The sequence below is a fragment of the Streptomyces sp. EDA2-14 genome (genome assembly GCF_054963755.1).
In genome coordinates this window covers 22,525-47,885 of record NZ_JBUEGE010000003.1, presented here as the reverse complement: position 1 = coordinate 47,885, position 25,361 = coordinate 22,525, and the positions used below count along the sequence as shown (strand labels likewise).

Genomic DNA, 25,361 nt, shown 5'->3' with positions numbered 1-25,361 from the left:
TGATGGGTGGCTCTTGTTAATCCGGTACTTCCCATGGTCAACGATCACGGGCGTACGCGCATTCCTGTGGGTGACACCAGCATGACAGTCACGTATGTGAACTTTGCGCCGGGGTCTGTGTCCCGAGATATGCCTCGCGTACCCGTGTGTCCGCCCGGATCACCTCAGGGGAACCCTCCGCGAGCACCGATCCCAGATCGAGTACCACGACCCGGGCGCACAGCTCCATCACGAAGGCCACGTTGTGCTCGACGAGCAGCACCGCGCAGCCGTCCCCGGCGAGCCGCCGCACCGTCGCCGCGAGCAGTTCCCGCTCCTGCGCGGTCATGCCGGACGCGGGCTCGTCGAGCAGCAGCACGCGCGGCCGGTCGGCCGCGGCCCGCGCGAGCTCCAGCATCCGGGCCCGGCCGACCGGCAGCGTTCCCGCGTACGTGTCGGCGAGGTCTTCGAGGCCGCAGTCGCGGAGCAGCTTCCCGGAGAGTTCCGGATCCGCGCCGCCGCGCCGCCACTCCTGCGCCACCAGCAGATTGTCCGCGACCGTGAGCTGCCCGAACGGCTGCTGGCGCTGGAACGTGCGGCGCATCCCGTGCCGCGCCCGCCAGACCGGGGAGCGCCGGGTGACGTCCGCGCCGTCGAGCAGCACCCGGCCCGCGTCCGGCCTGCGGATCCCGGAGACGACGTCGAAGAGCGTCGTCTTGCCCGCGCCGTTCGGCCCGATCAGCCCGCACACCTCGCCGGCCGCGAGCCGCAGCCCCACCCCGTCGAGGGCCCGCACACCGCCGAACCGCACGCCGACGCCCTCGGCCTCCAGTACGTACGCCTCGCTCATGACCGGGCCTCCTGCGTGCTGGTCGCCGCGATGCCGAGGTACGCCTCCGTGAGCCGCTCGGCCTCCACCTTCTCGCGCGGCCCGCACCAGGTGACGCGGCCCTGCGCGAGATACGCCACGGTGTCCGCGACACCGAGGATCTCCGACGCCTTCTCCTCCACGAGCAGCAACCCCGTTCCCGCGTCACGGAGTTCGGCGAGCAGCCGGTACACCTCGTCGGCGACGCGCGGCGCGAGACCCAGCGAAGGCTCGTCGGCGACGAGGACGCGGGGCGGCCGGTGCAGCAGCGGGGCGAGCGCGAGGAGCTGCTGCTCGCCGCCGGAGAGCGAGCCCGCGGTGACGTCGCGGCGCGCGGCGAGCCCCGCGAACCGCTCGTAGACCGCCGACCGGTCGGCCTGCTCCGGGAGTTGCAGGGCGAGGTTCTCGTCGACGGTGAGGGACGGGAAGATGCCGCGCCCCTCCGGCGCGAGCACCACCCCGGAGCGCGCCCGGCGGACCGCGCCCGCGCGGCCGACCGGCTCCCCGGCGACGTACACCTCGCCCTGCTGCGGTGCCAGGAGGCCCGCCGCGACCTTGCACGTGGTGGACTTCCCGGCGCCGTTGGGTCCGAGGAGTGCCACGATCTCGCCGGGGTGCACGGTCAGGTCGACGCCCTGGAGGACGCGGGCGCCGTCGTATCCCGCCTGGACTGCCGCGAGTTGGAGCGCGGCGTCGGGGTCCGGTCCCGCCGTCGGCGGGTGCTCGTCGACGGCCTCGGCCGTGGCGGTCCTGCGGCGGTGGCGGCGGGCCGGGACCGCCGCGCAGTAGCCGTCCGGGTCATTGGCGAGCGCGAGCCCCGCGAGACCGAAGAGGATCACCGGCAGCTGCACCGACTTGGTCAGGTAGTCGCTGATGAGATGCGGTACGACGGCGAAGGTGAGGCCCGCGACCACCGCGAACTGCGGCCGCCGAACCCCCGCCGCGACCACCACGGCGAGCCAGATCAGACCGGTCATCGCCGTGAAGTCGGTCGCCGTGATGCGGGTGTTGTACGACGCGTACATCACGCCGCCGAACCCGGCGAGCCCCGCCGAGACCGTGAAGAGCAGCAGTTTCGTGCGGAGCACCGAGACCCCGGAGGCCATCGCCGCGGCCGGAGCGGAGCGCACGGCGAGCATCGCCCGCCCGGCCCGCGAGTTCCGCAGCGCGCTGAGCCCCGCGACGGCCGCCGTGCACAGCACGACCATCGCCACGCCCATCGCCCGGTCGTCGCCGAGGTCGATCGGACCTGCCACCGCGCGCGGTATCTCCCACCCGGTGTCGCCGTTCCGCAACCAGCCGAGCTGGAACAGGACTTGGTCCGCGAGGAAGGCGAGCGCGAGCGTGGCGAGGGCGAGGGAGCGCCCGCCCAGCCGCAGCGCGGGCAGCGCCACGAGCGCCCCGAGCAGGGCCGCCGCGCACGTCCCGGCGAGCGTGGCCCAGATGAACGGCACCCCGTGGCTCATCAGCAGCCCCGCGACGAGCGCCGCGCCCGTCACGAACGCGGCCTGCGCCAGCGACACCATCGCGCCGAGCCCGGTGACGACGGTGAACGACAGGAACACCAGTGAGATCGCGAGCCCTTGGGCGAGGATCCCGCTCCAGAACGGCGTCGTCACCGTGTAGAACGCGAGGGCCATGAGCACGGCTGCCGACGCCCACGGCCCCCAGCGCCGCAGCCACGACCGCCCCGCCAGATAGTCGACCGGCGGCGCGTCGACCGCCGCCGTGCCCGCCGTCCGCTGCCGCCGCGTGAGCAGCAGCAGACCGGCGAACAGGATCAGGAACGGCACCGCCGTACGAAAACCCGTGATCTTCTCCGCGAACGTGGCGTACCCCGCTACCAGGTTCTGCAGCACCCCGAGCCCGAGGCCGCCCGCGAAGGCCAGCGGGATCGACATGAACCGGCCGAGCACGGCGGCCGTCGCCGACACGAACAGGAACAGCGTGAAGTCGTGCGAGGAGAGCCCGAGCAGGGGAGTGGCCAGCACACCCGCGAGCCCGGCGAGCCCCGACGACAGCATCCACGCCACCGAAGACAGCCGGTCGGCGCTGATCCCGCGCAGCTCGACGAGCGAGCGGTTGTCGACGGCCGCCCGCAGTCTGAGCCCCAGTGCCGTGTGGCGCAGCAGAATCCACAGACCGAGCGCGACGACGGCCGTCGTCACCCATGTGATCAGCTGGTCCGAGTCGATGCCGACGCCGTCCATCAGCTGCCAGTTCTTCGCCGGGCTCGGCCCGACGCCGGGCAGCCCGAACTGGTTCTCCGCCGGTTTGACCGGCGCGCCCGCGTCCTCCAGCAGCTCGACGATCCACAGTCCGAGCGCGGGCAGCGCGACGAGCAGCCCGATCGTCGCCACGATCTGCGCGGTCTCGCCGACCCGCGCCAGTTTCCGGAACATCAGCCGGTCGAGCCCCCAGCCCAGCAGGGGAGCCACGACGAGGACGAGCAGCAGCGCCGTCGGCACGGCGGGCCAGCCGAAGCCGGAGTGCAGCTCGTAGAAGGCGAGCGCGCACAGATAGGCGGTCGCGCCGTGCGCGAAGTTGAAGAGGCCGGAGGCCGAGTAGGAGAGCACGAGCCCCGTGGCGAGCAGCGCGTACAGCGCCCCCGACACGAGCCCGCTCAAGCCGAAGGCAAGAAGATCCGACACGTGAACACCCCTTCCCTTCGGCCTACTTGAAGGGGATCGGCGGATAGCACTTGAACGACGACGACACCCGGTAGGCGCCGTCCTTGAGCTGGGCGAGCGCCCCGCAGCCGAACGACTCGGTGCGCCCGCGCGGCAGCGTCCGGTCCCCGACGAGCGTCCCGGTGTCGGAGAACCCGTCCGCCGCCTTCTGGAACGAGTCGACGGTCAGCTCCTTGCCGGCCTTCTTCGCGATGGCGAGGAACAGGTCGGCGCTCATGTAGCCCGTCATCATGTGCATGTTGAGCGGGGTGTCCTTGCCGTCCGCCGCCTTCTTGATGTCGGCCTTGAACCGCGTCATCTCGGGTGTGCGCGCCTCGAACGGCTCGAAGGACAGCAGCACGTGCACCCCGTCGAGCGCCTGCTTCGTCGCCTTCTTGGCGAGCAGCCCGGGGTCGTAGTCCGTCGGATCCGTGAGCACGCCCCGGTAGCCGGTGCGCTTGACGGCGGTGAACAGGCCGATGTTGTACGGCGTCTGCATCACGGAGACCACCACGTCCGGCGCCTTGCCGCCGTCGCTGCGCAGCAGTTCCTTGGTGTACGCCGACCAGTCGCTCGGCACCGCGGTCGCGGGCACGGTCGCCTTGGCGTACGACACCTTGTAGCCGGCCGACTTGAAGGACTGTTTGTACGTGCGGATGGCGAAGGTGCCCGCGTCGTTGTCGTTGGCGAGGATCGCGACGGACTTGCCCTTGGCGCCGCCTGTGACCTTCTTCAGCCCTTCCGGCCAGGTCTGCGAGATGGTGCCGCCCGGCATCGGCACCATGCAGCCACCGAAGCCGTAGATGTACGTGGGGCCGCAGAACGAGGGGAGCGTGCCCCAGCCGAACGTCGGCACCTGCTGCTTCTGCAGGAAGTCCGCGCCGGAGAACGTCACCGAGCTCATCGGCGAGATCGCGAACACCTTGTCCTGCTGGACGAGTTTGCGGGCCGCCGCGAGGTTCTTCGCCGGGTCCTGGCCGTCGTCCTCCGCGCCCAAGTAGTCGATCGTCCGGCCGTTGATCCCGCCCTCGGCGTTGGCCCGGTCGAAGCGGGCCTTCGCGCCGAGGTCGGTGTCCTTCTTGCTGTAGCCGCTCGACGTCGTCATGGAGACGATGCCGCCCACCTTGATGCTGTCGTCGGTCACACCGCGGACCGAACCCCCTTGACCGCCCGCGGTGTTGGTGCCGCTGTTGGCGGTGGAGTTGCAGGCGGTGGCGAGCAGGAGTGCCGCCACGGTGGCGGTGATGGCGCGGATCGGTCGCGACACGGTCGGTCCCCCTCCGTCGGAGTGAGGGTGATTCTGTGCGCGACCTGATGAACCGTCAATAACTGACGCATCGACAAATGATGGTTCGTCAGTTACCGGCGGTTTACCAGGAGCCTCCGCCTCCGCCGCCGTCGCCGCCACCGACACCGCCGCCCGACGAGCCGCTGTTGGAGGAGCCGCCACCGCCGCCGCTGCCGGAGGACGAGGGCGTGGCCGCGGTGGTGCTCGCCACCGACGTCAGCGCCAGCGAGTACATGAGCAGCCGGTCCGTGTGCGGGGACGACTGGATCGGGACGCTCGCCGTCACGCCCGCGGCCGACGTCCACGACTCGGTCTCACCGAGCGCCACCGCCCAGCCCGCCAGGGCCTCCGCGTCGGCCGGCCGGTCCGCCGGGGGCTCGGCGAGATGGCACCGGAACGCCTCCGTCCGGCACCACAGCAGCGTGCCGAGCGGCGTGCGGCGGCGCAGCTCCCACGCCCGCAGGATCAGCGTCGCCCCGGCGCCCGCGAGCGCGGCGCCCGCCACCAGGGGAGCAGCCCAGGGCTCGCCGGGGTCGGTCTGCTGCCAGGCGGCGGGGCAGAGCAGCCGCAGCCCCACGGCCGTCACGAGTCCGCCGACGATCACCGAGGCCAGCCACCGGCCGTGCGCCGCGGGCTCCCACAGCCCCTCGCCGCCCGAGCGGTGCCACAGCCGCAGATTGCGGCCCAGCAGGTTCCAGCCGGTGGCGAAGTCCTTGCGGTACGTGCCGAGCCTGATGCTGCGGTTACGGGCGAAGATCTTGTCCAGGGCCTCGGCGGTCATCGGGTCGGTGGGCTCCTCCGGCTCCTCGCTCGGCCGGGACAGCTGCGGGGTCTTCGGCTGACCGCGCAGGACGAGGTGCCCGGTCGTCGCCGCGTGCAGCAGGGCGGCCGTGCGGTGGTGCTTACGGACCCGCCCCGCGAGCAGCACGCCTGCCTGCGCCGGGGTGAGCCCCTCGGGCGGCGTCGGCGAAGGCGGCAACTCGTCGGCGAGGCGCTGCCGGTCGCGGCGGCGCATCCCCTGCGGCGTACGGACCCGCTCGCGGCCGAGCCGGCGGATCACCAGGGTGGCGAGCAGCGCCGCCCCGAGCGCGGCGGCGGTGGCCGTGCCCCAGATGACGAGCGGCGAGGTCCCCTCCGGCGCCGCCATGAACTCCTCCGGCGGCTGCGGCAGGTCGGCCGGAGCGCCCGTGAGGGCCGCGCCCCGGTCCGCGTACACGGTCATGCCCTGCCCGGCCGAGAGGCCGTCAGCGGAGGCGTCGATGCGGCCCGGCGACGGCGAACCGGACTGCGCGCACGCGTCGTCGGAGGCATAGTCGCCGGCCACGCAGCGCAGGTTCGGCAGGGTGTGGGGCGCGGTGATGTGCGCCTCGGCGTGCGCGATGGGGACGTCCCAGCCGGTGCCGACGGCGTTCCAGTCGATCCCGGAGCCGTCCACGACGCCCGGCAGCGTGTACGCGACCTGGTAGCGGTGGCGGCCGGTGACCGTCCTGTCCGGGTCGCCGATCGTGTAGCTGACGAAGCTGGAGTACTTCTGGATGTCGACCGGTACGGGCCGGCCGTCCATCGTGACCTTCAGGCCGGTGGCGATGCCCGTCCTGGTGCCGGGGATCTGCCGGTAGATGCCGTGCTTGTCCCCGCCCGCGAAGTCGTAGTCGATCGTCTCGGTCACGCGCAGCCCGCCGTCGGCGCGCACCACGGCGTTGGCCCACAGGGAGTCGACGCGCTCGCCGGGCTTGCCGATCGCGGCCGTCGCGAGGGCCACGAGTCCGGTCAGGACGACGGCGCCGAGCACCAGCAAGGTGTCGAGCCGCCTGCGCCGCCGTGTGCTGCCGCGTCTCACCGGGGTGCCTCTTTCCCACGTCGTCGGTCGCCAGGCCGATGCCTTGCGACGCGACACCCTAGCCGCAGGTCAAAAGCGCTCGACAGGCGGTCACAGCGTTCCGTACAGGGCATCGACCTCGGCCGAGTAGGCCTGTTCGATCGCCTTGCGCTTCAGCTTCAGGGACGGCGTGAGCAGTCCGTGCTCCTCGGTGAACTGGTGGGCGAGGATGCGGAACGTACGGATCGACTCGGCCTGCGAGACGAGGGTGTTGGCGGCGACCACCGCGCGCCGCACCTCGGTCTCCAGGTCGGAGTCGCGCACCAGTTGCGCAGGGGACATCGTCTGCTTGCCGCGCATGCCGAGCCAGTGCTCGACGGCCTCGTTGTCGAGCGTGACGAGCGCCGCGATGTACGGGCGGTCGTTGCCGACGACCAGGCACTGCGCGATCAGCGGGTGGTCGCGCACCCGCTCCTCCAACTGCTGCGGCGAGACGCTCTTGCCGCCGGAGGTCACGAGGATCTCCTTCTTGCGGCCCGTGATGGTGAGGTAGCCGTCCTCGTCGAGGGAGCCCAGGTCGCCGGTGGCGAGCCAGCCGTCGTAGAGGGAGGAGTCGGTGGCCTTCGGGTCGTTGAGGTAGCCCTGGAAGATGTTGCCGCCGTACACCCACACCTCGCCGTCGTCGGCGATGTGCACGCTGGAGCCGGGGATCGCCTGGCCGACCGTGCCGTAGCGGGTCTGCTCCGGCGGGTTCGCGGTCGCGGCGGCCGTCGACTCGGTGAGGCCGTAGCCCTCGAAGATGGAGACGCCCGCGCCCTCGAAGAACAGGCCGAGCCGCCGGTCCATGCCGGAGCCGCCGGAGAACGCGTGCCGCACCCGGCCGCCCATCGCCGCGCGGACCTTGGAGTAGACGAGCTTGTCGAAGACGGAGTGCTGCATGCGCAGCGAGGCGGAGGGCCCGGGGCCCGTGCCGAAGGCCTTGGCCTCCTGCGCGTCCGCGTACTTCACGGCGCATTCGATGGCCTTCTCGAACGGCCCCGACTTGCCCTCGCTCTCGGCCTTCCTGCGCGCCGCGTTGAACACCTTCTCGAAGATGTACGGCACGGCGAGGATGAACGTCGGCTTGAAGGACTGCAGGTCCGGCATGAGCACGGACGCCCGCAGCTCCGGCTGGTGGGCCAGCTTCACGCCGCCGCGGATCGCCGCGACCTCCACCATCCGTCCGAAGACGTGGGCGAGCGGCAGGAACAGCAGCGTGGCGGGCGTGCGGTCGCGCTTGGAGGAGAACACCGGCTCCCAGTACGCGACAACGGTGTCGGCCTCGTACATGAAGTTGCCGTGCGAGATGACACAGCCCTTGGGGCGGCCCGTGGTGCCCGAGGTGTAGATGATCGTGGCCGTCGACTCGGGGGTGATCGCCCGGCGGTGCCGGTGCACCGTCTCGTCGTCGATGTGGGCGCCGGACGCGGTGATCTCGTCGACGGCGCCGCCGTCGAGCTGCCACAGCCGGTGCAGATGGGGCAGCCGGCCGATGACCGTGGCGACCGTCATCGCGTGGTCCTCGTGCTCCACGACCGCCGCCGACACCTCGGCGTCGTACAGCATCCAGAAGACCTGCTCGGCCGAGGACGTCGGGTAGACGGGGACGACCTGGGCGCCGATGGTCCACAGCGCGAAGTCGAACAGCGTCCACTCGTAGCGGGTGCGCGACATGATGGCGACCCGGTCGCCGAACCGGATGCCCTGCGCGAGCAGGCCCTTGGCCAGCCGCAGCACCTCGTCGCAGAACTGGGCGGACGTGACGTCCTGCCACTTGCCCTGCCGGTCCTTGCGGGCAAGGGCTATGTGCCCCGGTGTGTCCAGGGCGTGATCGAACACGGCGTCGGCCAGGCCGCCGACGAGCGGCGCCGACGCCACAGGGGGGTTGGTGAACTCACGCAAAGTTGCTCCTTGTGGCGCTCCGCACAGCGTCGGTGACGGTACCCGACAGCAAGCGCCTGCGGGAGTGCCTTCTTTGAGCGGAAGGTGCGCGGAATTTGCACAGGTCAGACGTTTATAACGGGCCACATCGGGTGGAGCGGGGCAGAATACTTACGCGAGAGTAAGTTCCGGGACCGTAATCTCCCGGCCCTCTTCACGAGCCTCCATTGGATCTGTGCAAAGAGGTCACCGCCGGGCCGTGTCCCCGTTTTTAGACGGAGTAGTCGGTTCCGGGGACGGTACCACTGCGGCTATCGCGCACCGCGATGGAGCCGGTCGCCGCCCGCCAGGATCGCCTGCGCGAGTGCCCGCGCGGGCTCGCTCTCGTCCCGTGCCGCGCTGCGCACCACGAAGTCGACCTCGCCCAGCTCCGGAAGACCCACCCGCTCCGGTACCCGCACGAGCCCCGGCGGAATCAGCCCGTGCGAATGGGCCATCACGCCGAGCCCGGCCCGCGCCGCCGCGACGAGACCGTTCAGCGATCCGCTCGTGCAGGCGATCCGCCACGCCCGCCCGTGCCGCTCAAGGGCCTCCAGGGCCAGGGCGCGCGAGATGCCCGGCGGCGGATAGACGATCAGCGGGACGGGGCGGTCCTGGTCGATGCGGAGCCGCTCGGAGCCGATCCACACCAGCCGGTCGTGCCACACCGACTCGCCGCGCGGATCCTCCGGACGCCGCTTCGCGAGCACCAGGTCCAGCTTCCCCGCGTCCAGCTGCGTGTGCAGCGTCCCCGACAGCTCGACCGTCAACTCCAGGTCCACCTCGGGGTGCTCGGCCCGGAACGACTCCAGGATCTCGGGCAGCCGGGTCACCACGAAGTCCTCCGAGGCCCCGAACCTGAGCCGGCCGCGCAGCCGCGTCCCCGTGAAGTACGCCCCCGCCTGCTCGTGCACCTCCAGGATCCGCCGGGCGAAACCGAGCATCGCCTCGCCGTCCTCCGTCAGCTCCACGGAGTGGGTGTCCCGCGTGAACAGCGTCCGCCCCGTCGCGTCCTCCAGGCGCCGCACGTGCTGGCTCACGGTCGACTGCCGCAGGCCGAGGCGGCGCGCGGCCTGCGTGAAGCTCAGCGTCTGCGCGACGGCGAGCAGGGTCCTGAGCTGTCCGGGGTCGTACATGCCACGAACCGTACCCCTGCTCATCACGCGACGCGATGACAGTCAGAGCGGTATGCAGGATTCCCGATCACGGTCCTGAGGTGGACGATGGAGAGGGCACGACCTGAACCGAGAGCAAGGAACAAATGAAACGCCTGACCTGGCCGAGCTGGATGCCGATCGACCCGTACATCCTGGCGTTGATCGCGACAGTGGGCCTCGCCGCACTGCTCCCGGCCCGCGGGGCCGCCGCCGATGTCGCGTCCGGCGCCTCGACCGCCGCCGTCGCCTTCCTCTTCTTCCTCTACGGGGCGCGCCTGTCGACCCGTGAGGCGATGGACGGACTGCGCCACTGGCGGCTCCATGTCACGGTCCTCGCCTGTACGTTCGTCGTGTTCCCGCTGCTCGGCCTCGCGGCCCGCGGCCTCGTCCCCGTGCTGCTGCCGCAGAACCTCTTCGAGGGGCTCCTCTTCCTCACCCTCGTCCCGTCGACGATCCAGTCGTCGATCGCGTTCACCTCGATCGCGCGCGGCAACGTCCCGGCGGCGATCTGCGCGGGCTCCTTCTCCTCGCTCGCCGGCATCGTCCTGACTCCGCTGCTCGCGGCGGCGCTGCTCGGCAACAGCGGCGGCGGCTTCTCCGCCGACTCGCTCGTCAAGATCGTGCTGCAACTGCTCGTGCCGTTCGTCGCGGGCCAGTTGCTGCGCCGCTGGGTCGGCGGCTTCCTCACCCGGCACAAGAAGATCCTCGGCTACGTCGACCGCGGCTCGATCCTGCTCGTCGTCTACACCGCGTTCAGCGAGGGCATGGTGCAGGGCATCTGGCACCAGGTCAGCGCGGTCCGCCTGGCCGGGCTCCTCGTCGTGGAGGCGGTGCTGCTCGCGGTCATGCTGGCGGTCACCTGGTACGGCGCGAAGGCCCTCGGCTTCAACCGCGCCGACCGCGTCGCCATCCAGTTCGCGGGCTCGAAGAAGTCCCTCGCCTCCGGCCTGCCCATGGCGAGCGTGCTCTTCGGCGCACACGCCTCGCTCGCTGTGCTGCCGCTGATGCTCTTCCACCAGATGCAGCTCATGGTGTGCGCGGTCATCGCCAAGCGCCGCGCGAAGGACCCCGACGACACGGTGGAGCCGGAGCTCAGCGCCCCGGAAGAGCCCCGAGACGAATCGACACGAACCTCGGTCGGTACAGCGACACGTTCCGGCTGAGCTGCGCCTGCGCGCCGGTGGGCGACTCGTCCAGCCAGTTGACGTCATAGCTGAGGACGAGCCGCCCGCCGCCGCTCAGCGCGGGGTGCGCCTGCGGGTTGTACGCGGTCGTGCGCGAGGGCGTCGTGCCGTCGCGGGGGAGCGGCGGCGTGAAGGCCTTCGCGGGCCCGTGCCAGGGCCCGGTCGGCGAACAGGCCCAGTACGACGTGACCTTCGTCAGCCCCTCCGCGCCCGCCGCCGTCGTGAACAGGACGTACGTGCCCGCGTCCCGCACCACCGTGAAGGCGGTGCCCACGCCCCGGTGCCTGTCGTCGCCCAGCACCGGTGCGGCATGTGAGCCCCACCGCGCGCCGTCCCAGTACCGCCACGCCCGCACATCGCCGAGCCGGCCCGCCGGCACCCTGGCCACGTACGCGCGACGGGTCGCCCGCTGCCCGTCGTCGGCACCGAACACATACGTCCAGCCGCCCTCGTCGACGGCCGTCGTCCCGTACAGCACGCGCCGCGCCGGATCCCGCACCTGGCGCTGGTCGAGGACCTGCGTGATGCCTTCGAGGCGCAGGTCCGGCAGCGACAGGGTGGCCACCTCCGTCGCGTTCGGCACCCCGAAGACGTACGGGCCCGTGCCCTTCTCCCGCGTCCACAGCAGCACCCGGACGACCTGCTTGCCGCCGCTGCTCTCGACCCGCGCGGCGACCGGCCAGCGCCACTCGCCCACGGCCGTGTCCGGGAACACCGGCGCCGCGACCGTCCGCTCCGGCCTGCCCGAACGGTCCGTCACCACCGCGGAGTTGCGCACGAAGGGCGCGCTCGCGTCCCGCCAGGGGTGCGGCTGACCTGCCTGGTTGGGCGGCTGGTTCACGGCGCCCAGATACGTGTCGGAGAACAGCCACAGCAGCCGCCCGTCCGGCAGCCGCACCGAGTGCGTCCCGTCGCCGCCGGTCCAGTCGTCGAGCCGGGAGGCGTCGTCCCCGTACCGGGCGAACGCACCGGTGAGCCGATCGTCCGCCGACCACGAGGCGACACCGCGGGGCCCGCAACGCGCGCCGCCCTCCCGGTCGGGGAGGGCGACGAGAGTGATCAGTACGAGGACGAGCGCGGCGAACAACGCGAGCAACGGCCCCCGTCGGCCGCGCCGCGCCGTCCTTCGTTCTCGCTGACTCCGCACGTGGGGCGACGTTAATGCGCCGGGCGTTGTCGGTCCACCCGGGGTGAGAGTGCTCCCCAGCGGCGGGTGGGCACATCAAGCCCCGCCGGCGATTGAGGCGCGGGGTCCGGGGCAGAGCCCCGTGGCGTGAACCCCGTGGGGCCGGGTCACAAGCCCGAGCGCGACGCCAGGTCAACCGCTTCCGAGGCAGCGGCACGCGGCACGCCGAGCCGCGAATGATGCCGCCCGTACCGGAGGTACAGCACGGCGGCCCCGGCCAGCCACACCGCGAACAACAGGTACGTCGACATGTGCAGCCCGTACAGCAAGTACGCGCACGCGGCCAGGCTCAACAGCGGCGTCACCGGATACCCCGGCACCCGGAACCCCCGCGGCAGCGACGGCTGGGTGCGCCGCAGCACCATCACGCCCACCGACACGACGGCGAACGCCACCAGCGTGCCCATGCTGGTCAGATCGGCCAGCACGTCGAGCGGGACGAACGCGGAGAGCGCGGTGATGCCCGCGCACACCACGACCGTGTTGCGCACGGGCGTCCTGGTGCGCGGCGACACCCGCGCGAACAGCGGCGGGAGCAGCCCGTCGCGGCCCATCGCGTAGAGGATGCGGGTCTGCCCGTAGATCGACACGAGCGTGACGCTGAAGATGGACACCACGGCGCCGCCCGCGAACACGAGCGCGGGCCAGTGCGCGCCGGTCACGTGCTCCAGGATCTGCGCGAGCCCGGCCTCCTGGCCGCTGAACGAGCGCCACGGCTGGGCGCCGAGGGCGGTCAGCGCGACCGCCAGATACAGCAGGGTGACCACGCCGAGCGAGAGCAGCAGGGCCAGCGGCACCGTGCGCCGCGGATTGCGCACCTCCTCGCCCGCCGTGGAGATCGCGTCGAGCCCGATGAACGAGAAGAAGATCCCCGACGCCGCCGTGCCGACCCCGGCGATCCCCAGCGGCAGGAACGGATGCAGCCGGTCCGCCTCGAACCCGGTCAGCGCCACCCCCACGAACAGCAGCAGGACGAGCACCTTCACGGCCACCATCACCGCGTTGACGGCCGCCGACTCGCGCGCCCCGCGCACCAGGAGCAGACAGCACAGGCCGACCAGGACCACGGCCGGCAGATTGATCAGGCCGCCGCTGCCGGGCGCCGCCGACAGGGCGTGCGGAAGGCGCACCCCGAACAGCAGGTCCGTGAAGAGGTTCAGGTACTCGCCCCAGCTGACGGCCGTCGCCGAGGCCGCGACCCCGTACTCCAGGAGCAGACACGCGCCGACCGCGAAGGCGACCCCCTCGCCGAGCGTCGCGTACGCGTAGGAGTACGAGGACCCGGAGACCGGGATCGCGGACGCCAACTCGCAGTAGCACAGGGCGGTGAGGCCCGCCGCGATCGCGACGACCACGAACGACAGCAGCACGGCCGGTCCGGCCTTCGGCACCGAGGTGGTGAGCACGAAGAAGATGCCGGTGCCGACGGTGCAGCTGATACCGATCGCGGCCAACTGCCACAGGCCGATGGAGCGTTGGAGTTGAGCACCGTCCTCGGTGTCGGTGCTGCTCCCGGTGCTTTCGCCGCTCTCGGCGAGCAGATCCGCGACCGGCTTCTTGCGCAGGGCCACGGAGAGCAGGGCTGGTCGGTCTGGGGCCACGGGCACATCCTTGGGCTCGGTGGAACGGGGGTGGGTGGGTCAGTCGGTGACGCGGAGGGAGGAGACGGCCGGGTCGGGCGCCCCGCGCACATGGCCGCCGGGGGCCCGTGCGGTCTCCTGGAAGAAGGCGACGTGCTCGGCGGTGATCACCTCGCCGGGCAGCACGTTCGGAATGCCCGGCGGGTACGCGGCCAGGGTGTCGGCCGAGACCCGGCCGACCGCCCCGGCGGCGGGCACGAGGCGGCTCGGCCCGAGGAACGCCTCGCGCACGGTGGTACGGACGGGGCCGGGGTCCGGCAGTCGTAGCGCGGTGAATTCGCCCTCTGGACCGTCGAGTCGAGGGAGCTGGTGCAGTGCGGTCACGAAGCGCTCCACGTCCGGTGTGCTGCCCGCGCCGACGACCGCGACGATCGCGGACGCCGTGGCGACCTCGACGTGGACGTGGTGTTCGCGCAGCAGTCGACGGCGCGCCTCGTGGCCCGCGATGCCCCCGGCGCGGGTGCCGATGGCGACGCGCAGCGGGTCCACGCCGACGACATCGGGGAAGGCCCCGGTGAACTCGTCGCCGACGACGGGAAAGCGGCCCTCCGCGCGGATCCGGTCACGGATCTTGTCGGCGCACTCCACGGACTCCAGGACCCGCCCCGGATCGGCCGCGAGGGACTGCCGGGCCAGGTCGAGCGAGGCGAGCAGCAGGGCGGAGGCGCTGGTGGACTGCGTCAGGTGGAACACCCGCTGCACCAGCGGCTCCAGCGTCGCCCGGAACGGCCCGTCGCCGAGGTGCAGCATCGCCGCCTGCGTGAGGCTGCCCGCCAGCTTGTGCGTGCTGGACACCACCAGATCGGCGCCGAGCGACAGCGCGTTCGCCGGTACGGCCGGGTGGAAGCCGAAGTGGCTGCCCCACGCCTCGTCGACGACCAGCGGCACCCCGGCGGCGTGCGCCACGTCGACGAGCGCCCGCACGTCGGCGACGGCGCCGAAGTAGCTGGGCGTCACCACGTACGCGGCGGCCGCGTCCGGCGCCTCGGCGAGCGCCCGTTCCAGGTCGGCCGCGGTCACCCCGTGCGCGATGCCCAGGCCGTGGTCGACCGACGGCTGCACGAAATGCGCCCGCATCCCCGACAGGACGAGGGAGTCGACGACGCTGGAGTGGACGCTGCGCTGCACCACCAGCGTCCCGCCGAGGGAGCGCGCCACGAGGCCCGCGATCCGGTTGCCCTGCGAGGCGCCGTTGGTGAGGAACCACGTCCGAGCGGCGCCCCAGGCATCGGCGGCCAGGGCCAGCGCCTCGTCCATGGGCGTCGGCGCCGCGCCCAGGTCCAGCCCTTCGAGCAGCGGCGGGAAGTCCATCCGCAGCACGTCCGCGCCGAAGGTGTCCGCGAGGTGCGGGAAGCGGTCGGGCCGGGCGGCGTGGCCCGGCACGTTCAGGCGCAGCCAGTCGTCCGCCGCGCTCTCGCGGACGGCGGTGGCGTAGGGCGCCCGGCCGTGGTCGTCGGGGTCGTAAGCCAGTTCTCGTGTCACGCCGCCGACCCTGGCAGCCGGAAACGATCAAGAGAACAGAAGAATTTCTTGTAAGGGGGCAGATTTCATCAATAACCTGTGGCGGTGTTGGATCTTCGTCACTTGTACGTCCTGCGGGCGATCGCCTCAGAAGGATCGCTCGCCGGGGCCGCGCGCTCGCTGTACTGCAGCCAGCCCACCGTCACCCACCATCTGGCCACGCTGGAGGGGCACTTCGGAGCCCGGCTCGTCGAGCGCGGTCCGCGCGGCGCCACCCTCACCGAGGTCGGCCGCACCCTGCTGCCGCACGCGGACGCGGTGGTACGGCGGCTCGGCCGGGCCGAGGACGAGGTGCGGGCGCTGCTCGGCGGCGCGGAGACGGTGCTGCGGGTCGGCGCGTTCCCGACGGCGAGCGCGCTGCTGCTGCCGCGCGCGGTGCGCCAGGTCGCCGAGCAGGGCGTGACGTTCGATCTGACGGAGGGCGAACTCCCGGCGCTGCTCGACCTGTTGCGCCGCGACGAACTCCACGTCGCGCTCGTCTTCACCCAGCCCGACGACCCGCTCACCCTCGACGACGGCATCACGCTGCAGCCCGTCCTCGACGACCCGCTCGATCTCGTGCTGCCGCCGGAACACCCCTGCGCGCGCCTGGACCGGGTGCCGCTCAAGGCGCTGCGCGAGGAGCCGTGGATCGTCGGCACCACCGCGTGGGACCCCTGCGACCGACAGCTCGACCGGGCCTGCGGGGAGGCGGGATACCGGCCGCTGACCGCGCTGCGCTCCGACGACTACGGCGTCATCCAGGGGCACGTCGCCGCGGGCGCGGGCGTCGCACTCGTGCCCCGGCTCGCCCTGAACTCGCCGCGCCCCGACATCGTCGTCCGCCCCGTCGACGGCGCCCGCCTGGCCCGCCGCATCTCCGCCGCGACCGTCGGCCCGCCCCGCAGACGCGGCGCCCACGACCTGGTGGCGGCGGTGCGCACCCAGGCCGACCGGATCGCGGCGGACTGGCGGGAGGCGGCCTGAGCGGGGGTGCGGGGCGGCCGGGTCAGGGGACGAGGACGACCTTGCCTGTGTTGGCCCGCGCCTCGATCACGGCATGCGCCCCCGCCGCGTCCTCCAGCGCGAACTTCCCGTGCACGCAAGGTTTCAGAGTACCCGTCAGGAACAGCTCCCACAGCTCCGCGCGCCACCGCTCGTACGTCCGCGGCTGCCCGCGCGCGATGAGCCCCATCTGGAAACCGATCACCGACTTCGCGCCCACCAGCAGGTCGTACGCCTCCACGGTGCCGCCGCCCGAGCTGTACGCCACGAGCCGGCCGTGCGGCGCGAGCGCGGCCACGGCCGGCTTCAGCAGCGCGCCGCCGACCGCGTCGAGCACGTAGTCGACGGGCTCGCCCCAGGACCCGGCGTCGTACGTCACCACGTCGTCGGCCCCGAGCGCGCGCACGAACTCGGCCTTGCCGGCGTCGGAGACCGCGGCCACCACACGCTTCGCCCCCTGCAAGGCGGCCAGTTGGAGGGCGAGATGGCCCACGCCGCTCGCCGCCGCGGTCACCAGGGCGGTCTCGCCCGGCTCGGGCCGCGCCGCGCGCAGCGCCCCGTACGCGACGAGCCCGCTGCGCACCAGCGCCACCGCGTCGACCGCGCTCGCGCCGTGCGGCACCGGCGAGGCCATCGCGGTGTGCAGCAGCGCGTAGTCGGCGTAGCCGTGGCCGAAGACCAGGCCGGTGACCCGGTCCCCGGTCGCGTAATCGGACACGCCCGCGCCGAGCGCGACCACCTCGCCCGCGATCTCGCCGCCGAGCGCGATCGGCTCGCGCGCCTCGCGGACCTTGCGGACGACGGGCAGCGTGACCCCGACCGCCTCGGCGCGCACGAGGAGTTCACCGGGCCCCGGTGCGGGCACGGGCACCTCCTCCAGGAACAGGACCTCGGGCCCGCCGCTGTGCTCGTACCGGACACGACGCATGGACGTGACCACCTCCGCGTACCGTCGTATTTCATTGGGACTCCCAACGGAAACGACGGTACGCGGTTTTCATTGGGGAGACCAACGTTTATTCGGTACGGTGGCCGCATGAGCGCACCAGGACCGTCGCCCACCGCCCCCGGCGCCATCCGTGACCTGCCCAGTTGGCTGCTCGGGCGGGCCGCCGCGCGCGGGCGGGCGCTCGTCGCCGACGCGCTGGCCGAGCAGGGGCTGAAGATGTGGCACCACGTGGTGCTCAGCGCGGTGGGCGACTGGGGGCCCGTCGCCCAGGCCGACCTGGTGCGCGGCGTGCGGCTCGACCCCAAGGACATGGTCGGCGTGCTCAACGACCTTCAGGCCGCGGGCCTGATCGAGCGCGCGCCGGACCCCTCGGACCGGCGCAAGAACGCGGTCACGATCACGGACGAGGGGGCCCGCCTCGTCGACACCTGCGCGGCGGCGGCGCGGGCCGCGAACGACGAGCTCCTCGCGCCGCTCTCTGCGGGGGAGCGGGAGCGGTTCATGGACATGCTGCGGCGGGTGTCCGGGCTCCCCGCCGCCGAGGGCTGAAAGCGGCGGGTCAGCCCTGCGCGACCGCCGCGGTGTGCAGGGCGATGCGATCCTCGCCCGCGTAGATGTTCATGGAGCTGCCCCGCAGGAAGCCGACCAGGGTCAGGCCCGTCTCGGCCGCGAGGTCCACCGCGAGGGACGAGGGCGCCGACACCGCCGCGAGCACCGGGATGCCCGCCATCACGGCCTTCTGCGCCAGCTCGAACGAGGCCCGGCCCGAGACCATGAGGATCGAGCGGGACAGCGGCAGCTCGCCGTTCTGCAGGGCCCGGCCGACGAGCTTGTCGACCGCGTTGTGCCGCCCCACGTCCTCCCTTATGTCGACGAGGCGACCCGTCTCGTCGAAGAGCGCCGCCGCGTGCAGCCCGCCGGTCCGCTCGAAGACGCGCTGATCCGCGCGGAGCCGGTCGGGGAGCGAGGCCAGCAGCTCGGGCTCCAGCCGGAGCGGGGGAGTGTCGGCGATCGGGAACCGGGCCGTCGTGCGCACCGCGTCGAGGCTCGCCTTGCCGCACAGTCCGCACGACGAGGTCGTGTAGACGTTGCGCTCCAGGGTGATGTCCGGCAGCTCGACGCCCGGCGCGGTCCGCACGTCGACCACGTTGTACGTATTGCTGCCGTCCTCCGTGGCGCCCGCGCAGTACACGATGTTCTGCAGGTCGGCCGCGGAGCCCAGGACGCCCTCGCTGACCAGGAATCCGGCCGCGAGCGGGAAGTCGTCGCCGGGGGTGCGCATGGTGATGGCGAGCGGCTTGCCGTTGAGCCGGATCTCCAGGGGTTCCTCGGCGACCAGGGTGTCGGGCCGCGTGGAGACGTGCCCGTCCCGTATCCGGATCACCTTGCGTCGTTCCGTGACTCGTCCCATGTCCCGATACGTCCTGTCAGCTGCTGGTTCGGTGGTGGCCGGGGTTGGTGCGTGGGCTCCCATTCTCCTGCACCACGGCCGCCCGGACGTCCGGGGGCTCCGTGCCCCGCTCGGCGCCCCGTCCGGTGTCCCGTTCGACGCCCCGTTCGGTGTCTCCGGGCGGGATATTGCCTACAGTATGGAAGCGCTTGCTCCCGTCGACAAGGGGGCCGGGCGAAGGGGCTTCCCAACTCCCTGTTGACTGCATACGGTTCGGGATCATGAGGCCCCCCGTCGCGCCGGCCGGCTGGAGCCGTTGGCTCGTTCCCCCTGCCGCGCTCTCCGTCCATCTCTCCATCGGCCAGGCTTATGCCTGGAGCGTCTTCAAGCCACCGCTCGAGTCGGCGCTCGGGCTGAGCGGCACGCAGAGCGCGCTGCCGTTCCAGCTCGGCATCGTCATGCTCGGCCTGTCGGCCGCGTTCGGCGGCACGCTCGTCGAGCGCAACGGTCCGCGCTGGGCGATGACCGTCGCGCTCGTCTGCTTCTCCTCCGGCTTCCTGCTCTCCGCGCTGGGCGCCGCCACCGAGCAGTACTGGCTGATCGTGTTCGGCTACGGCTTCGTCGGCGGCATCGGCCTCGGCATCGGCTACATCTCGCCCGTCTCCACGCTGATCAAGTGGTTCCCCGACCGCCCCGGCATGGCCACCGGCATCGCGATCATGGGCTTCGGCGGCGGCGCGCTCATCGCGTCCCCGTGGAGCGCCCAGATGCTGGAGTCCTTCGGCTCGGACAGCAGCGGCATCGCCCTCGCGTTCCTGGTGCACGGACTGGCGTACGCGGTGTTCATGACGCTGGGTGTGCTGCTCATCCGGGTGCCGCGACCGAAGACCGGCCAGGGCGAGCGCGTCGAGACGGCCGCCGCCACCGGACCGCAGGTCTCCGCGAAGCAGGCCATCCGCACGCCCCAGTTCTGGTGCCTGTGGGTCGTCCTGACCATGAACGTGACCGCGGGCATCGGCATCCTGGAGAAGGCCGCGCCGATGATCACGGACTTCTTCGCGGACTCCAGCACCCCGGTCTCCGTCTCCGCCGCCGCGGGCTTCGTGGCGCTGCTCTCCGCCGCGAACATGGCAGGCCGCATCGGCTGGTCCTCCACCTCCGACCTCATCGGCCGCAAGAACGTCTACCGGCTCTACCTCGGCGTGGGCGCCCTGATGTACCTGCTCATCGCCCTGTGGGGCGACGCCTCGAAGCCGCTCTTCGTGCTCTGCGCCCTCGTGATCCTCTCCTTCTACGGAGGCGGCTTCGCGACGATCCCGGCGTACCTGAAGGACCTCTTCGGCACGTACGAGGTCGGCGCCATCCACGGCCGGCTGCTCACCGCCTGGTCCACGGCCGGCGTCCTCGGCCCGCTCATCGTCAACTGGGTCGCCGACAGCGAGGAGAGCGCGGGCAAGGACGGCGCCAACCTGTACGGCCTCTCCTTCATCATCATGATCGGCCTGCTGGTCGTCGGCTTCGTCGCCAATGAACTGGTACGCCCCGTGCACGCCCGCCACCACGTAGTCCCCGCCCCCAGGGAGTCCGCAGATGACGTCGACACCGCCGCCCGAGACCGCAGCGAGCACGCCTGACCGGCGCGGCCTGATCGCCGTGTCCTGGCTGTGGGTCGGGCTGCCGCTCGCGTACGGACTGTACGAACTGGTGCAAAAGGCCACCCAGCTGTTCACCGGGTGACCGGCCGCCGGCTCCGGCAGAAGTCTCCAAGCGAGACGGCACTTTCCTGTCACTGACCGCCACCCCCTACTCGTGAGTCGCTGACCAGACTGGGAGATCCGCAGCTCACGAGGGGGCCCAACATGGCCGGTTCGCGCATTGTCGGCATCGGGCACCACCAGCCCGCCAGGATCCTCACCAATGAGGACCTGGCAGCCATCGTCGACACCAACGACGAGTGGATCCGCAGCCGTGTCGGCATCCGTACCCGGCACATCGCGGGCCCCGACGAGCCGGTCGACGAGCTCGCCGCGCACGCCGCCGCCAAGGCGCTGGCCGCGGCGGGCCTGACCGCGGCCGACATCGACCTGGTCGTCGTCGCCACGTCCACCGCGGTCGACCGGTCCCCGAACACGGCGGCCCGCGTCGCCCAGCGCCTGGGCGTCCCGTCCCCGGCCGCGCTCGACCTGAACGTCGTCTGCGCGGGCTTCACGCACGCCCTCGCCACCGCCGACCACACCCTGCGCGCCGGGGCGGCGACGCGCGCCCTGGTCGTCGGTGCCGACAAGATGTCCGCCGTCACCGACTGGACCGACCGCTCGACGTGCGTCCTGGTCGGCGACGGGGCGGGCGCCGTGGTCGTCGAGCCGTGCGCCGAGGGCGAGGAGCCGGGGATCGGCCCGGTGCTGTGGGGTTCGGTCCCCGAGATGGGCGACGCCGTCCGCATCGAGGGCGAACCGGCCCGCTTCGCACAGGAGGGCCAGTCGGTCTACCGCTGGGCCACCCGCTCGCTGCCGCCGCTGGCCCGCGAGGCCTGCACGAAGGCGGGTCTCGACCCGGCGGACCTCGCCGCGGTCGTCCTCCACCAGGCCAACCTGCGCATCATCGAACCCCTCGCGGAGAAGATCGGCGCCGTGAACGCGGTGGTCGCGAAGGACGTCGTCGACTCCGGCAACACCTCCGCCGCGAGCGTGCCGATCGCCCTGTCGAAGCTGGTCGAGCGCGGCGAACTGCGAAGCGGCGCGCCCGCGTTGCTCTTCGGCTTCGGCGGCAACCTCTCGTACGCGGGCCAGGTCGTGCGCTGCCCGTGACCCGGCGGCGGGCGGACGGCGCGAGGGATACACAATGTGACGAGGTCAACTCGCTATGGCCGTAGCCATTGTGCTCGGTAAACTGTATTCCAAAGCCAATCCGGTGGATTCGCCGGAACGGTCGGCCGGATGCTCGAAGCCCAGGAGGGGACCGCGATGTTGTCCACAGGACTGCCGCAGGGGGCGGTGCCCAAGCTGGAGCGCCCCGGACCGCTGCGCGAGCGGGTCTACGAGGCGCTGCTCGAACTGATCACGACGCGGGCCCTGCAACCCGGCCAGCATTTGGTCGAGAGCGAGCTCGCCGGTCACCTCGGGGTCTCCCGCCAGCCCGTGCGCGAGGCGCTGCAGCGGCTGAACACCGAGGGCTGGGTCGACCTGCGCCCGGCCCAGGGCGCGTTCGTGCACGAGCCGACCGAGGAGGAGGCCGACCAACTCCTCAGCGTCCGTACGCTGTTGGAGGCCGAGGCGGCCCGGCTCGCGGCGGCCAACGCGGGCAAGACCGGCATCGCCGAGCTGGAGGCGCTCTGCGCCAAGGGCGAGCAGGCGGTCGCCGACGGGGACGTGGACCTGGTCGTCGCCACCAACGCCGAGTTCCACGCCAAGGTCATGGAACTCGCGGGCAACGTGGTCCTCGGTGAGCTGGCCGGACAGGTCGACCGCCGGGTGCGCTGGTACTACCAGCCCGTCGCCCGGCAGCGCGGAAAGCAGTCCTGGATCGAGCACCGGCAGCTGATCGCGGCGATCTCCGCGCGCGACGAGGCGGAGGCCACCGCCGTGATGCGCACCCACACCGAGCACACCCGCGAGACGTACCACCACCGCAACGAGGAGTCCTCGTAGGGCGCACCCCCGCGGTGTGACGGCGAACAGGGCTTTGTCCTGTCGCCGGAGAAAGTCCCGAGCAATTCCTGCGCAACTTCTTCCCGCACCGGGTGGCCGCTGCTACGTTCCCCAACGAAAGACGGCACCAGCGCACGGCACCATCACCCGAAGAGGCCCGAAGCGGCGGGGAGGGGCACGTGAGACGCATGACGGCTCGTCCTACGAGTGATCACCAGGCGCGGCTGCTGCGGCTGTTGCGCGACGGGGGGCCCAACTCCCGCGCGCAGCTGGTCGATCAGGTGGAGCTGTCCAGGTCGCGGCTCGCCGTCGAGGTGGACCGGCTCCTGGAGACCGGGCTCGTCGTCGCCGACGGACTCGCCGCCTCGCGCGGCGGCCGCCGCTCCCACAACGTCCGGCTCGCCCCCTCGCTCCGCTTCCTCGGCGTGGACATCGGCGCCACCTCGGTCGACGTCGCGGTCACCAACGCCGAGCTGGAGGTCCTCGGCCACATCGCGCAGCCCATGGACGTACGGGAAGGCCCTGTCGCGATCTTCGAGCAGGTCCTCGCCATGGCCGCCAAGCTGAAGGACTCCGGGCTCGCCGAGGGCTTCGACGGCGCGGGCATCGGCGTGCCGGGGCCCGTGCGCTTCCCCGAGGGCGTCCCGGTCGCCCCGCCGATCATGCCCGGCTGGGACGGGTTCCCGGTCCGCGAGGCGCTCAGTCAGGAACTGGGCTGCCCCGTCATGGTCGACAACGACGTGAACCTGATGGCGATGGGGGAGCAGCACGCCGGCGTCGCCCGTCAGGCCAGTGACTTCCTCTGCGTCAAGATCGGCACCGGCATCGGCTGCGGCATCGTCGTCGGCGGCGAGGTCCACCGCGGCACTACCGGGTCCGCGGGCGACATCGGGCACATCCGCGTCGAGCAGGACGGCCGGCAGTGCGCCTGCGGCAACAAGGGCTGCCTGGAGGCGCACTTCAGCGGCGCCGCGCTCGCGCGGGACGCGGAGGACGCCGCCCGCGAGGGCCGCTCCGCCGAACTCGCCGCACGCCTGGAGAGCGCCGGGCGGCTCAGCGCCGCCGATGTCGCCGCGGCCGCCGCGGCCGGCGACGCCACCTGCCTCGACCTGATCCGCGAGGGCGGCAACCGCACCGGTCAGGTCATCGCGTCCCTCGTCAGCTTCTTCAACCCGGGACTCGTCGTCATCGGCGGCGGCGTCACCGGGCTCGGCCACACCCTGCTGGCCTCCCTGCGCACCCAGGTCTACCGCCAGTCGCTCCCCCTGGCGACCGGCAACCTCCCCATCGTTCTGGGGGAGTTGGGCCCCGCCGCCGGAGTGATCGGCGGCGCCCGGCTGATCAGCGATCACCTGTTCTCACCCGCGTAACGCACGGAGCACCAACCGCACGCGCACCACGCTCAGGCCGCACCACTTTCACCCGCACCACTTTCACCCGCACCGCCTTCACCTCGCACCACGCCCACCTCGCACCAGGCTCGGCCACGCCCTGCCCCGCCCTGCCCGAAACCGGTCCGCACCCGCCCCGAGGGGAAGCGTCATGGGACCCGATATGGCACCAGACATGGCACCAGACATGTCTCCGGAAGCACCACTGCTCACCATGTCCGGCATCACCAAGTCGTTCCCCGGCGTGCGCGCCCTGGACGGCGTCGACCTGGAGGTCCAGGCCGGGGAGGTGCACTGTCTGCTCGGCCAGAACGGTGCCGGGAAGTCCACCCTGATCAAGGTCCTCGCCGGGGTGCACCAGCCCGACGGCGGTGCCATCACCTGGCGCGGCGAACAGGTCGTGCTGCGCTCGCCGATCGCCGCGATGCGCCTCGGCATCGCCACCATCTACCAGGAGCTCGACCTGGTGGAGGGCCTGTCCGTGGCCGAGAACGTGTTCCTCGGCCACGAGCCGACCTCCGGCGGCTTCGTCGTGCGCGGCCGCGCGGCCCGCGCCGCGACCGCCGCCCTGCTGCTGCGGCTCGGCCACCCGGAGATCGACCCAGAGCGCCTCGTGGGCGAGCTGTCCGCCGCCCACCAGCAGATCGTCTCCATGGCCCGCGCGCTCTCCCACGACGTACGGCTCATGGTCATGGACGAGCCGTCCGCGGCGCTCGACCCCGACGAGGTCGAGAACCTCTTCCGTATCGTCGGCGACCTGACCGCCCAGGGCGTCGCCGTCGTCTACATCTCCCACCGCCTTGAGGAGATCCGCCGCATCGGCGACCGCGTCACCGTCCTCAAGGACGGCCGCGCGGTGGCGGTCGGCCTGCCCGCCGAGCGGACCCCGACCGGGGACATCATCTCCCTGATGACCGGGCGCACCGTCGAGTACGTCTTTCCGGAGCGGTCCAACGCCGGGCTGCCCACGCAGCCGGTCCTGACCGTCCAAGGGCTGTCCCGCGAAGGGGAGTTCGCGCCCCTCGACCTCGAACTGCGCCCCGGCGAGATCGTCGGCCTCGCCGGGCTCGTCGGTTCCGGGCGCTCCGAGATCCTGGAGACGATCTACGGCGCCCGCAGGCCGACGGCCGGCCGGATCCTGGTCGAGGGAGAGCCGTTGCGCACCGGCAGCGTCCGCGCGGCCGTCCGCGCCGGTCTCGGGCTCGCCCCCGAGGAGCGCAAGGCGCAGGCCCTGCTGATGCTCGAATCGGTCACCCGCAACGTCTCCGTCTCCTCCATGTCCCGCTTCTCCTACGGGGGTTGGCTGGACCGGGGCCGGGAGCGCGCGGCCGCCCGCAAGGCCACCCGCGAGCTGTCGCTGCGCCCCGAGGATCCCTCCGTACCGGTGCGCACGCTCTCCGGCGGCAACCAGCAGAAGGCCGTCCTCGCCCGCTGGCTGCTGCGCGGCTGCCGGGTGCTGCTGCTCGACGAGCCGACCCGCGGCGTCGACGTCGGCGCCCGCGCCGAGCTGTACGCCGTGATCCGCCGCCTCGCCGACGAGGGCCTCGCCGTCCTCCTGGTCTCCAGCGAGGTCCCCGAGGTGCTCGGCCTCGCCGACCGGGTCCTGGTGATACGGGAGGGCCGGGTGATCCACGAGTCCCCGGCGACGGACCTGGACGAGCACGCCGTCCTCGATCTGGTGCTGGAGGGCGCGCGATGAAGCGGCCCCCGGCGCACGCGCACGGCCGAAC

General features: G+C 72.2%; 20 protein-coding genes. 9 read left to right on the top strand and 11 right to left on the bottom strand.

The window, feature by feature from the left end; all coding sequences use genetic code 11:
- Positions 1 to 88 precede the first annotated feature (88 nt).
- The 6 genes from ACY34M_RS10065 to ACY34M_RS10040 form a co-directional block, all read right to left on the bottom strand.
- Positions 89 to 829, bottom strand: a complete 741-nt coding sequence (locus ACY34M_RS10065; RefSeq protein ID WP_462719257.1) for an ABC transporter ATP-binding protein — start codon at positions 827 to 829, stop codon at positions 89 to 91.
- On the bottom strand, positions 826 to 3,498 hold the full coding sequence (locus ACY34M_RS10060) for an ABC transporter permease subunit (protein ID WP_462719256.1): 2,673 nt from the start codon (positions 3,496 to 3,498) through the stop codon (positions 826 to 828). The genes ACY34M_RS10065 and ACY34M_RS10060 overlap by 4 nt, the downstream gene beginning before the upstream one ends.
- A 22-nt stretch (positions 3,499 to 3,520) precedes the next feature.
- The gene (locus tag ACY34M_RS10055) at positions 3,521 to 4,783 is read right to left on the bottom strand and encodes an ABC transporter substrate-binding protein (RefSeq protein WP_462719255.1); all 1,263 of its coding nucleotides are present in this window, start codon (positions 4,781 to 4,783) and stop codon (positions 3,521 to 3,523) included.
- Positions 4,784 to 4,886: 103 nt separating this feature from the next.
- On the bottom strand, positions 4,887 to 6,644 hold the full coding sequence (locus tag ACY34M_RS10050; RefSeq protein ID WP_462719254.1) for a DUF2207 domain-containing protein: 1,758 nt from the start codon (positions 6,642 to 6,644) through the stop codon (positions 4,887 to 4,889).
- Positions 6,645 to 6,734: 90 nt separating this feature from the next.
- A complete protein-coding gene (locus tag ACY34M_RS10045) occupies positions 6,735 to 8,564 on the bottom strand; it encodes an AMP-dependent synthetase/ligase (RefSeq protein ID WP_462719253.1) in 1,830 nt (609 codons plus the stop codon).
- 290 nt (positions 8,565 to 8,854) lie between these two features.
- Complete coding sequence (locus ACY34M_RS10040; protein ID WP_462719252.1) at positions 8,855 to 9,718, bottom strand: LysR substrate-binding domain-containing protein; 864 nt, start codon at positions 9,716 to 9,718, stop codon at positions 8,855 to 8,857.
- A 125-nt stretch (positions 9,719 to 9,843) separates the two neighbouring features.
- Between ACY34M_RS10040 and ACY34M_RS10035 the strand changes: the two genes are divergently transcribed.
- The gene (locus ACY34M_RS10035) at positions 9,844 to 10,902 is read left to right on the top strand and encodes a bile acid:sodium symporter family protein (protein ID WP_462719251.1); all 1,059 of its coding nucleotides are present in this window, start codon (positions 9,844 to 9,846) and stop codon (positions 10,900 to 10,902) included.
- On the opposite strand, the gene ACY34M_RS10030 is transcribed toward ACY34M_RS10035, so the two are convergent.
- The 3 genes from ACY34M_RS10030 to ACY34M_RS10020 form a co-directional block, all read right to left on the bottom strand.
- Positions 10,832 to 12,019 (bottom strand): DUF4185 domain-containing protein, encoded by a 1,188-nt coding sequence (locus ACY34M_RS10030; RefSeq protein WP_462719250.1) that lies wholly within the window; start codon positions 12,017 to 12,019, stop codon positions 10,832 to 10,834. The two genes, ACY34M_RS10035 and ACY34M_RS10030, sit on opposite strands and share 71 nt — an antisense overlap.
- A 197-nt stretch (positions 12,020 to 12,216) precedes the next feature.
- Positions 12,217 to 13,710, bottom strand: a complete 1,494-nt coding sequence (locus tag ACY34M_RS10025) for an APC family permease (RefSeq protein WP_462719249.1) — start codon at positions 13,708 to 13,710, stop codon at positions 12,217 to 12,219.
- A gap of 39 nt (positions 13,711 to 13,749) precedes the next feature.
- Positions 13,750 to 15,231, bottom strand: a complete 1,482-nt coding sequence (locus ACY34M_RS10020) for an aminotransferase class I/II-fold pyridoxal phosphate-dependent enzyme (protein WP_462719248.1) — start codon at positions 15,229 to 15,231, stop codon at positions 13,750 to 13,752.
- 84 nt (positions 15,232 to 15,315) lie between these two features.
- Here ACY34M_RS10020 and ACY34M_RS10015 point away from each other — a divergent pair, with 84 nt between their 5' ends.
- A complete protein-coding gene (locus ACY34M_RS10015; RefSeq protein ID WP_462719247.1) occupies positions 15,316 to 16,236 on the top strand; it encodes a LysR family transcriptional regulator in 921 nt (306 codons plus the stop codon).
- 22 nt (positions 16,237 to 16,258) lie between these two features.
- Here ACY34M_RS10015 and ACY34M_RS10010 read toward each other — a convergent pair whose 3' ends face one another.
- Positions 16,259 to 17,182, bottom strand: coding sequence for a quinone oxidoreductase family protein (locus ACY34M_RS10010; RefSeq protein ID WP_462719246.1), 924 nt, complete (start codon positions 17,180 to 17,182; stop codon positions 16,259 to 16,261).
- Positions 17,183 to 17,290: 108 nt separating this feature from the next.
- Here ACY34M_RS10010 and ACY34M_RS10005 point away from each other — a divergent pair, with 108 nt between their 5' ends.
- Positions 17,291 to 17,752 (top strand): MarR family winged helix-turn-helix transcriptional regulator, encoded by a 462-nt coding sequence (locus ACY34M_RS10005; protein ID WP_462719245.1) that lies wholly within the window; start codon positions 17,291 to 17,293, stop codon positions 17,750 to 17,752.
- 10 nt (positions 17,753 to 17,762) lie between these two features.
- Here the strand turns inward: ACY34M_RS10005 and fdhD are convergent, their stop codons facing one another.
- Complete coding sequence (gene fdhD / locus ACY34M_RS10000; protein WP_462719244.1) at positions 17,763 to 18,614, bottom strand: formate dehydrogenase accessory sulfurtransferase FdhD; 852 nt, start codon at positions 18,612 to 18,614, stop codon at positions 17,763 to 17,765.
- A gap of 260 nt (positions 18,615 to 18,874) precedes the next feature.
- Between fdhD and ACY34M_RS09995 the strand changes: the two genes are divergently transcribed.
- The 6 genes from ACY34M_RS09995 (at position 18,875) to ACY34M_RS09970 (ending at position 25,330) form a co-directional block, all read left to right on the top strand.
- Positions 18,875 to 20,227 carry an OFA family MFS transporter gene (locus ACY34M_RS09995; protein WP_462719243.1) on the top strand — a complete coding sequence of 451 codons (1,353 nt, stop codon included), beginning with the start codon at positions 18,875 to 18,877 and terminating at the stop codon, positions 20,225 to 20,227.
- Positions 20,184 to 20,330, top strand: a complete 147-nt coding sequence (locus tag ACY34M_RS09990; protein ID WP_462719242.1) for an MFS transporter small subunit — start codon at positions 20,184 to 20,186, stop codon at positions 20,328 to 20,330. The genes ACY34M_RS09995 and ACY34M_RS09990 overlap by 44 nt, the downstream gene beginning before the upstream one ends.
- A gap of 122 nt (positions 20,331 to 20,452) precedes the next feature.
- Positions 20,453 to 21,400, top strand: a complete 948-nt coding sequence (locus ACY34M_RS09985) for a beta-ketoacyl-ACP synthase III (protein WP_462719241.1) — start codon at positions 20,453 to 20,455, stop codon at positions 21,398 to 21,400.
- Positions 21,401 to 21,556: 156 nt separating this feature from the next.
- Positions 21,557 to 22,240, top strand: a complete 684-nt coding sequence (locus ACY34M_RS09980; RefSeq protein WP_462719240.1) for a GntR family transcriptional regulator — start codon at positions 21,557 to 21,559, stop codon at positions 22,238 to 22,240.
- A gap of 188 nt (positions 22,241 to 22,428) precedes the next feature.
- On the top strand, positions 22,429 to 23,610 hold the full coding sequence (locus ACY34M_RS09975) for an ROK family transcriptional regulator (RefSeq protein WP_462719239.1): 1,182 nt from the start codon (positions 22,429 to 22,431) through the stop codon (positions 23,608 to 23,610).
- Between the two features lie 208 nt (positions 23,611 to 23,818).
- Entirely contained in the window at positions 23,819 to 25,330 is a 1,512-nt protein-coding gene (locus tag ACY34M_RS09970) for a sugar ABC transporter ATP-binding protein (protein WP_462719461.1), read from the top strand.
- The last annotated feature ends 31 nt before the right edge of the window (positions 25,331 to 25,361 follow it).

Bases quoted from the DNA above. Each gene is read 5' to 3' on its own strand.
- ACY34M_RS09990 (WP_462719242.1), top strand. From the start codon at position 20,184: ATGACGTCGACACCGCCGCCCGAGACCGCAGCGAGCACGCCTGACCGG.
- ACY34M_RS10010 (WP_462719246.1), bottom strand. From the start codon at position 17,182: ATGCGTCGTGTCCGGTACGAGCACAGCGGCGGGCCCGAGGTCCTGTTC.
- ACY34M_RS10005 (WP_462719245.1), top strand. From the start codon at position 17,291: ATGAGCGCACCAGGACCGTCGCCCACCGCCCCCGGCGCCATCCGTGAC.
- ACY34M_RS09985 (WP_462719241.1), top strand. From the start codon at position 20,453: ATGGCCGGTTCGCGCATTGTCGGCATCGGGCACCACCAGCCCGCCAGG.
- ACY34M_RS09975 (WP_462719239.1), top strand. From the start codon at position 22,429: ATGACGGCTCGTCCTACGAGTGATCACCAGGCGCGGCTGCTGCGGCTG.
- ACY34M_RS09970 (WP_462719461.1), top strand. From the start codon at position 23,819: ATGTCTCCGGAAGCACCACTGCTCACCATGTCCGGCATCACCAAGTCG.
- fdhD (WP_462719244.1), bottom strand. From the start codon at position 18,614: ATGGGACGAGTCACGGAACGACGCAAGGTGATCCGGATACGGGACGGG.
- ACY34M_RS09995 (WP_462719243.1), top strand. From the start codon at position 18,875: ATGAGGCCCCCCGTCGCGCCGGCCGGCTGGAGCCGTTGGCTCGTTCCC.
- ACY34M_RS10035 (WP_462719251.1), top strand. From the start codon at position 9,844: ATGAAACGCCTGACCTGGCCGAGCTGGATGCCGATCGACCCGTACATC.
- ACY34M_RS10065 (WP_462719257.1), bottom strand. From the start codon at position 829: ATGAGCGAGGCGTACGTACTGGAGGCCGAGGGCGTCGGCGTGCGGTTC.
- ACY34M_RS10040 (WP_462719252.1), bottom strand. From the start codon at position 9,718: ATGTACGACCCCGGACAGCTCAGGACCCTGCTCGCCGTCGCGCAGACG.
- ACY34M_RS09980 (WP_462719240.1), top strand. From the start codon at position 21,557: ATGTTGTCCACAGGACTGCCGCAGGGGGCGGTGCCCAAGCTGGAGCGC.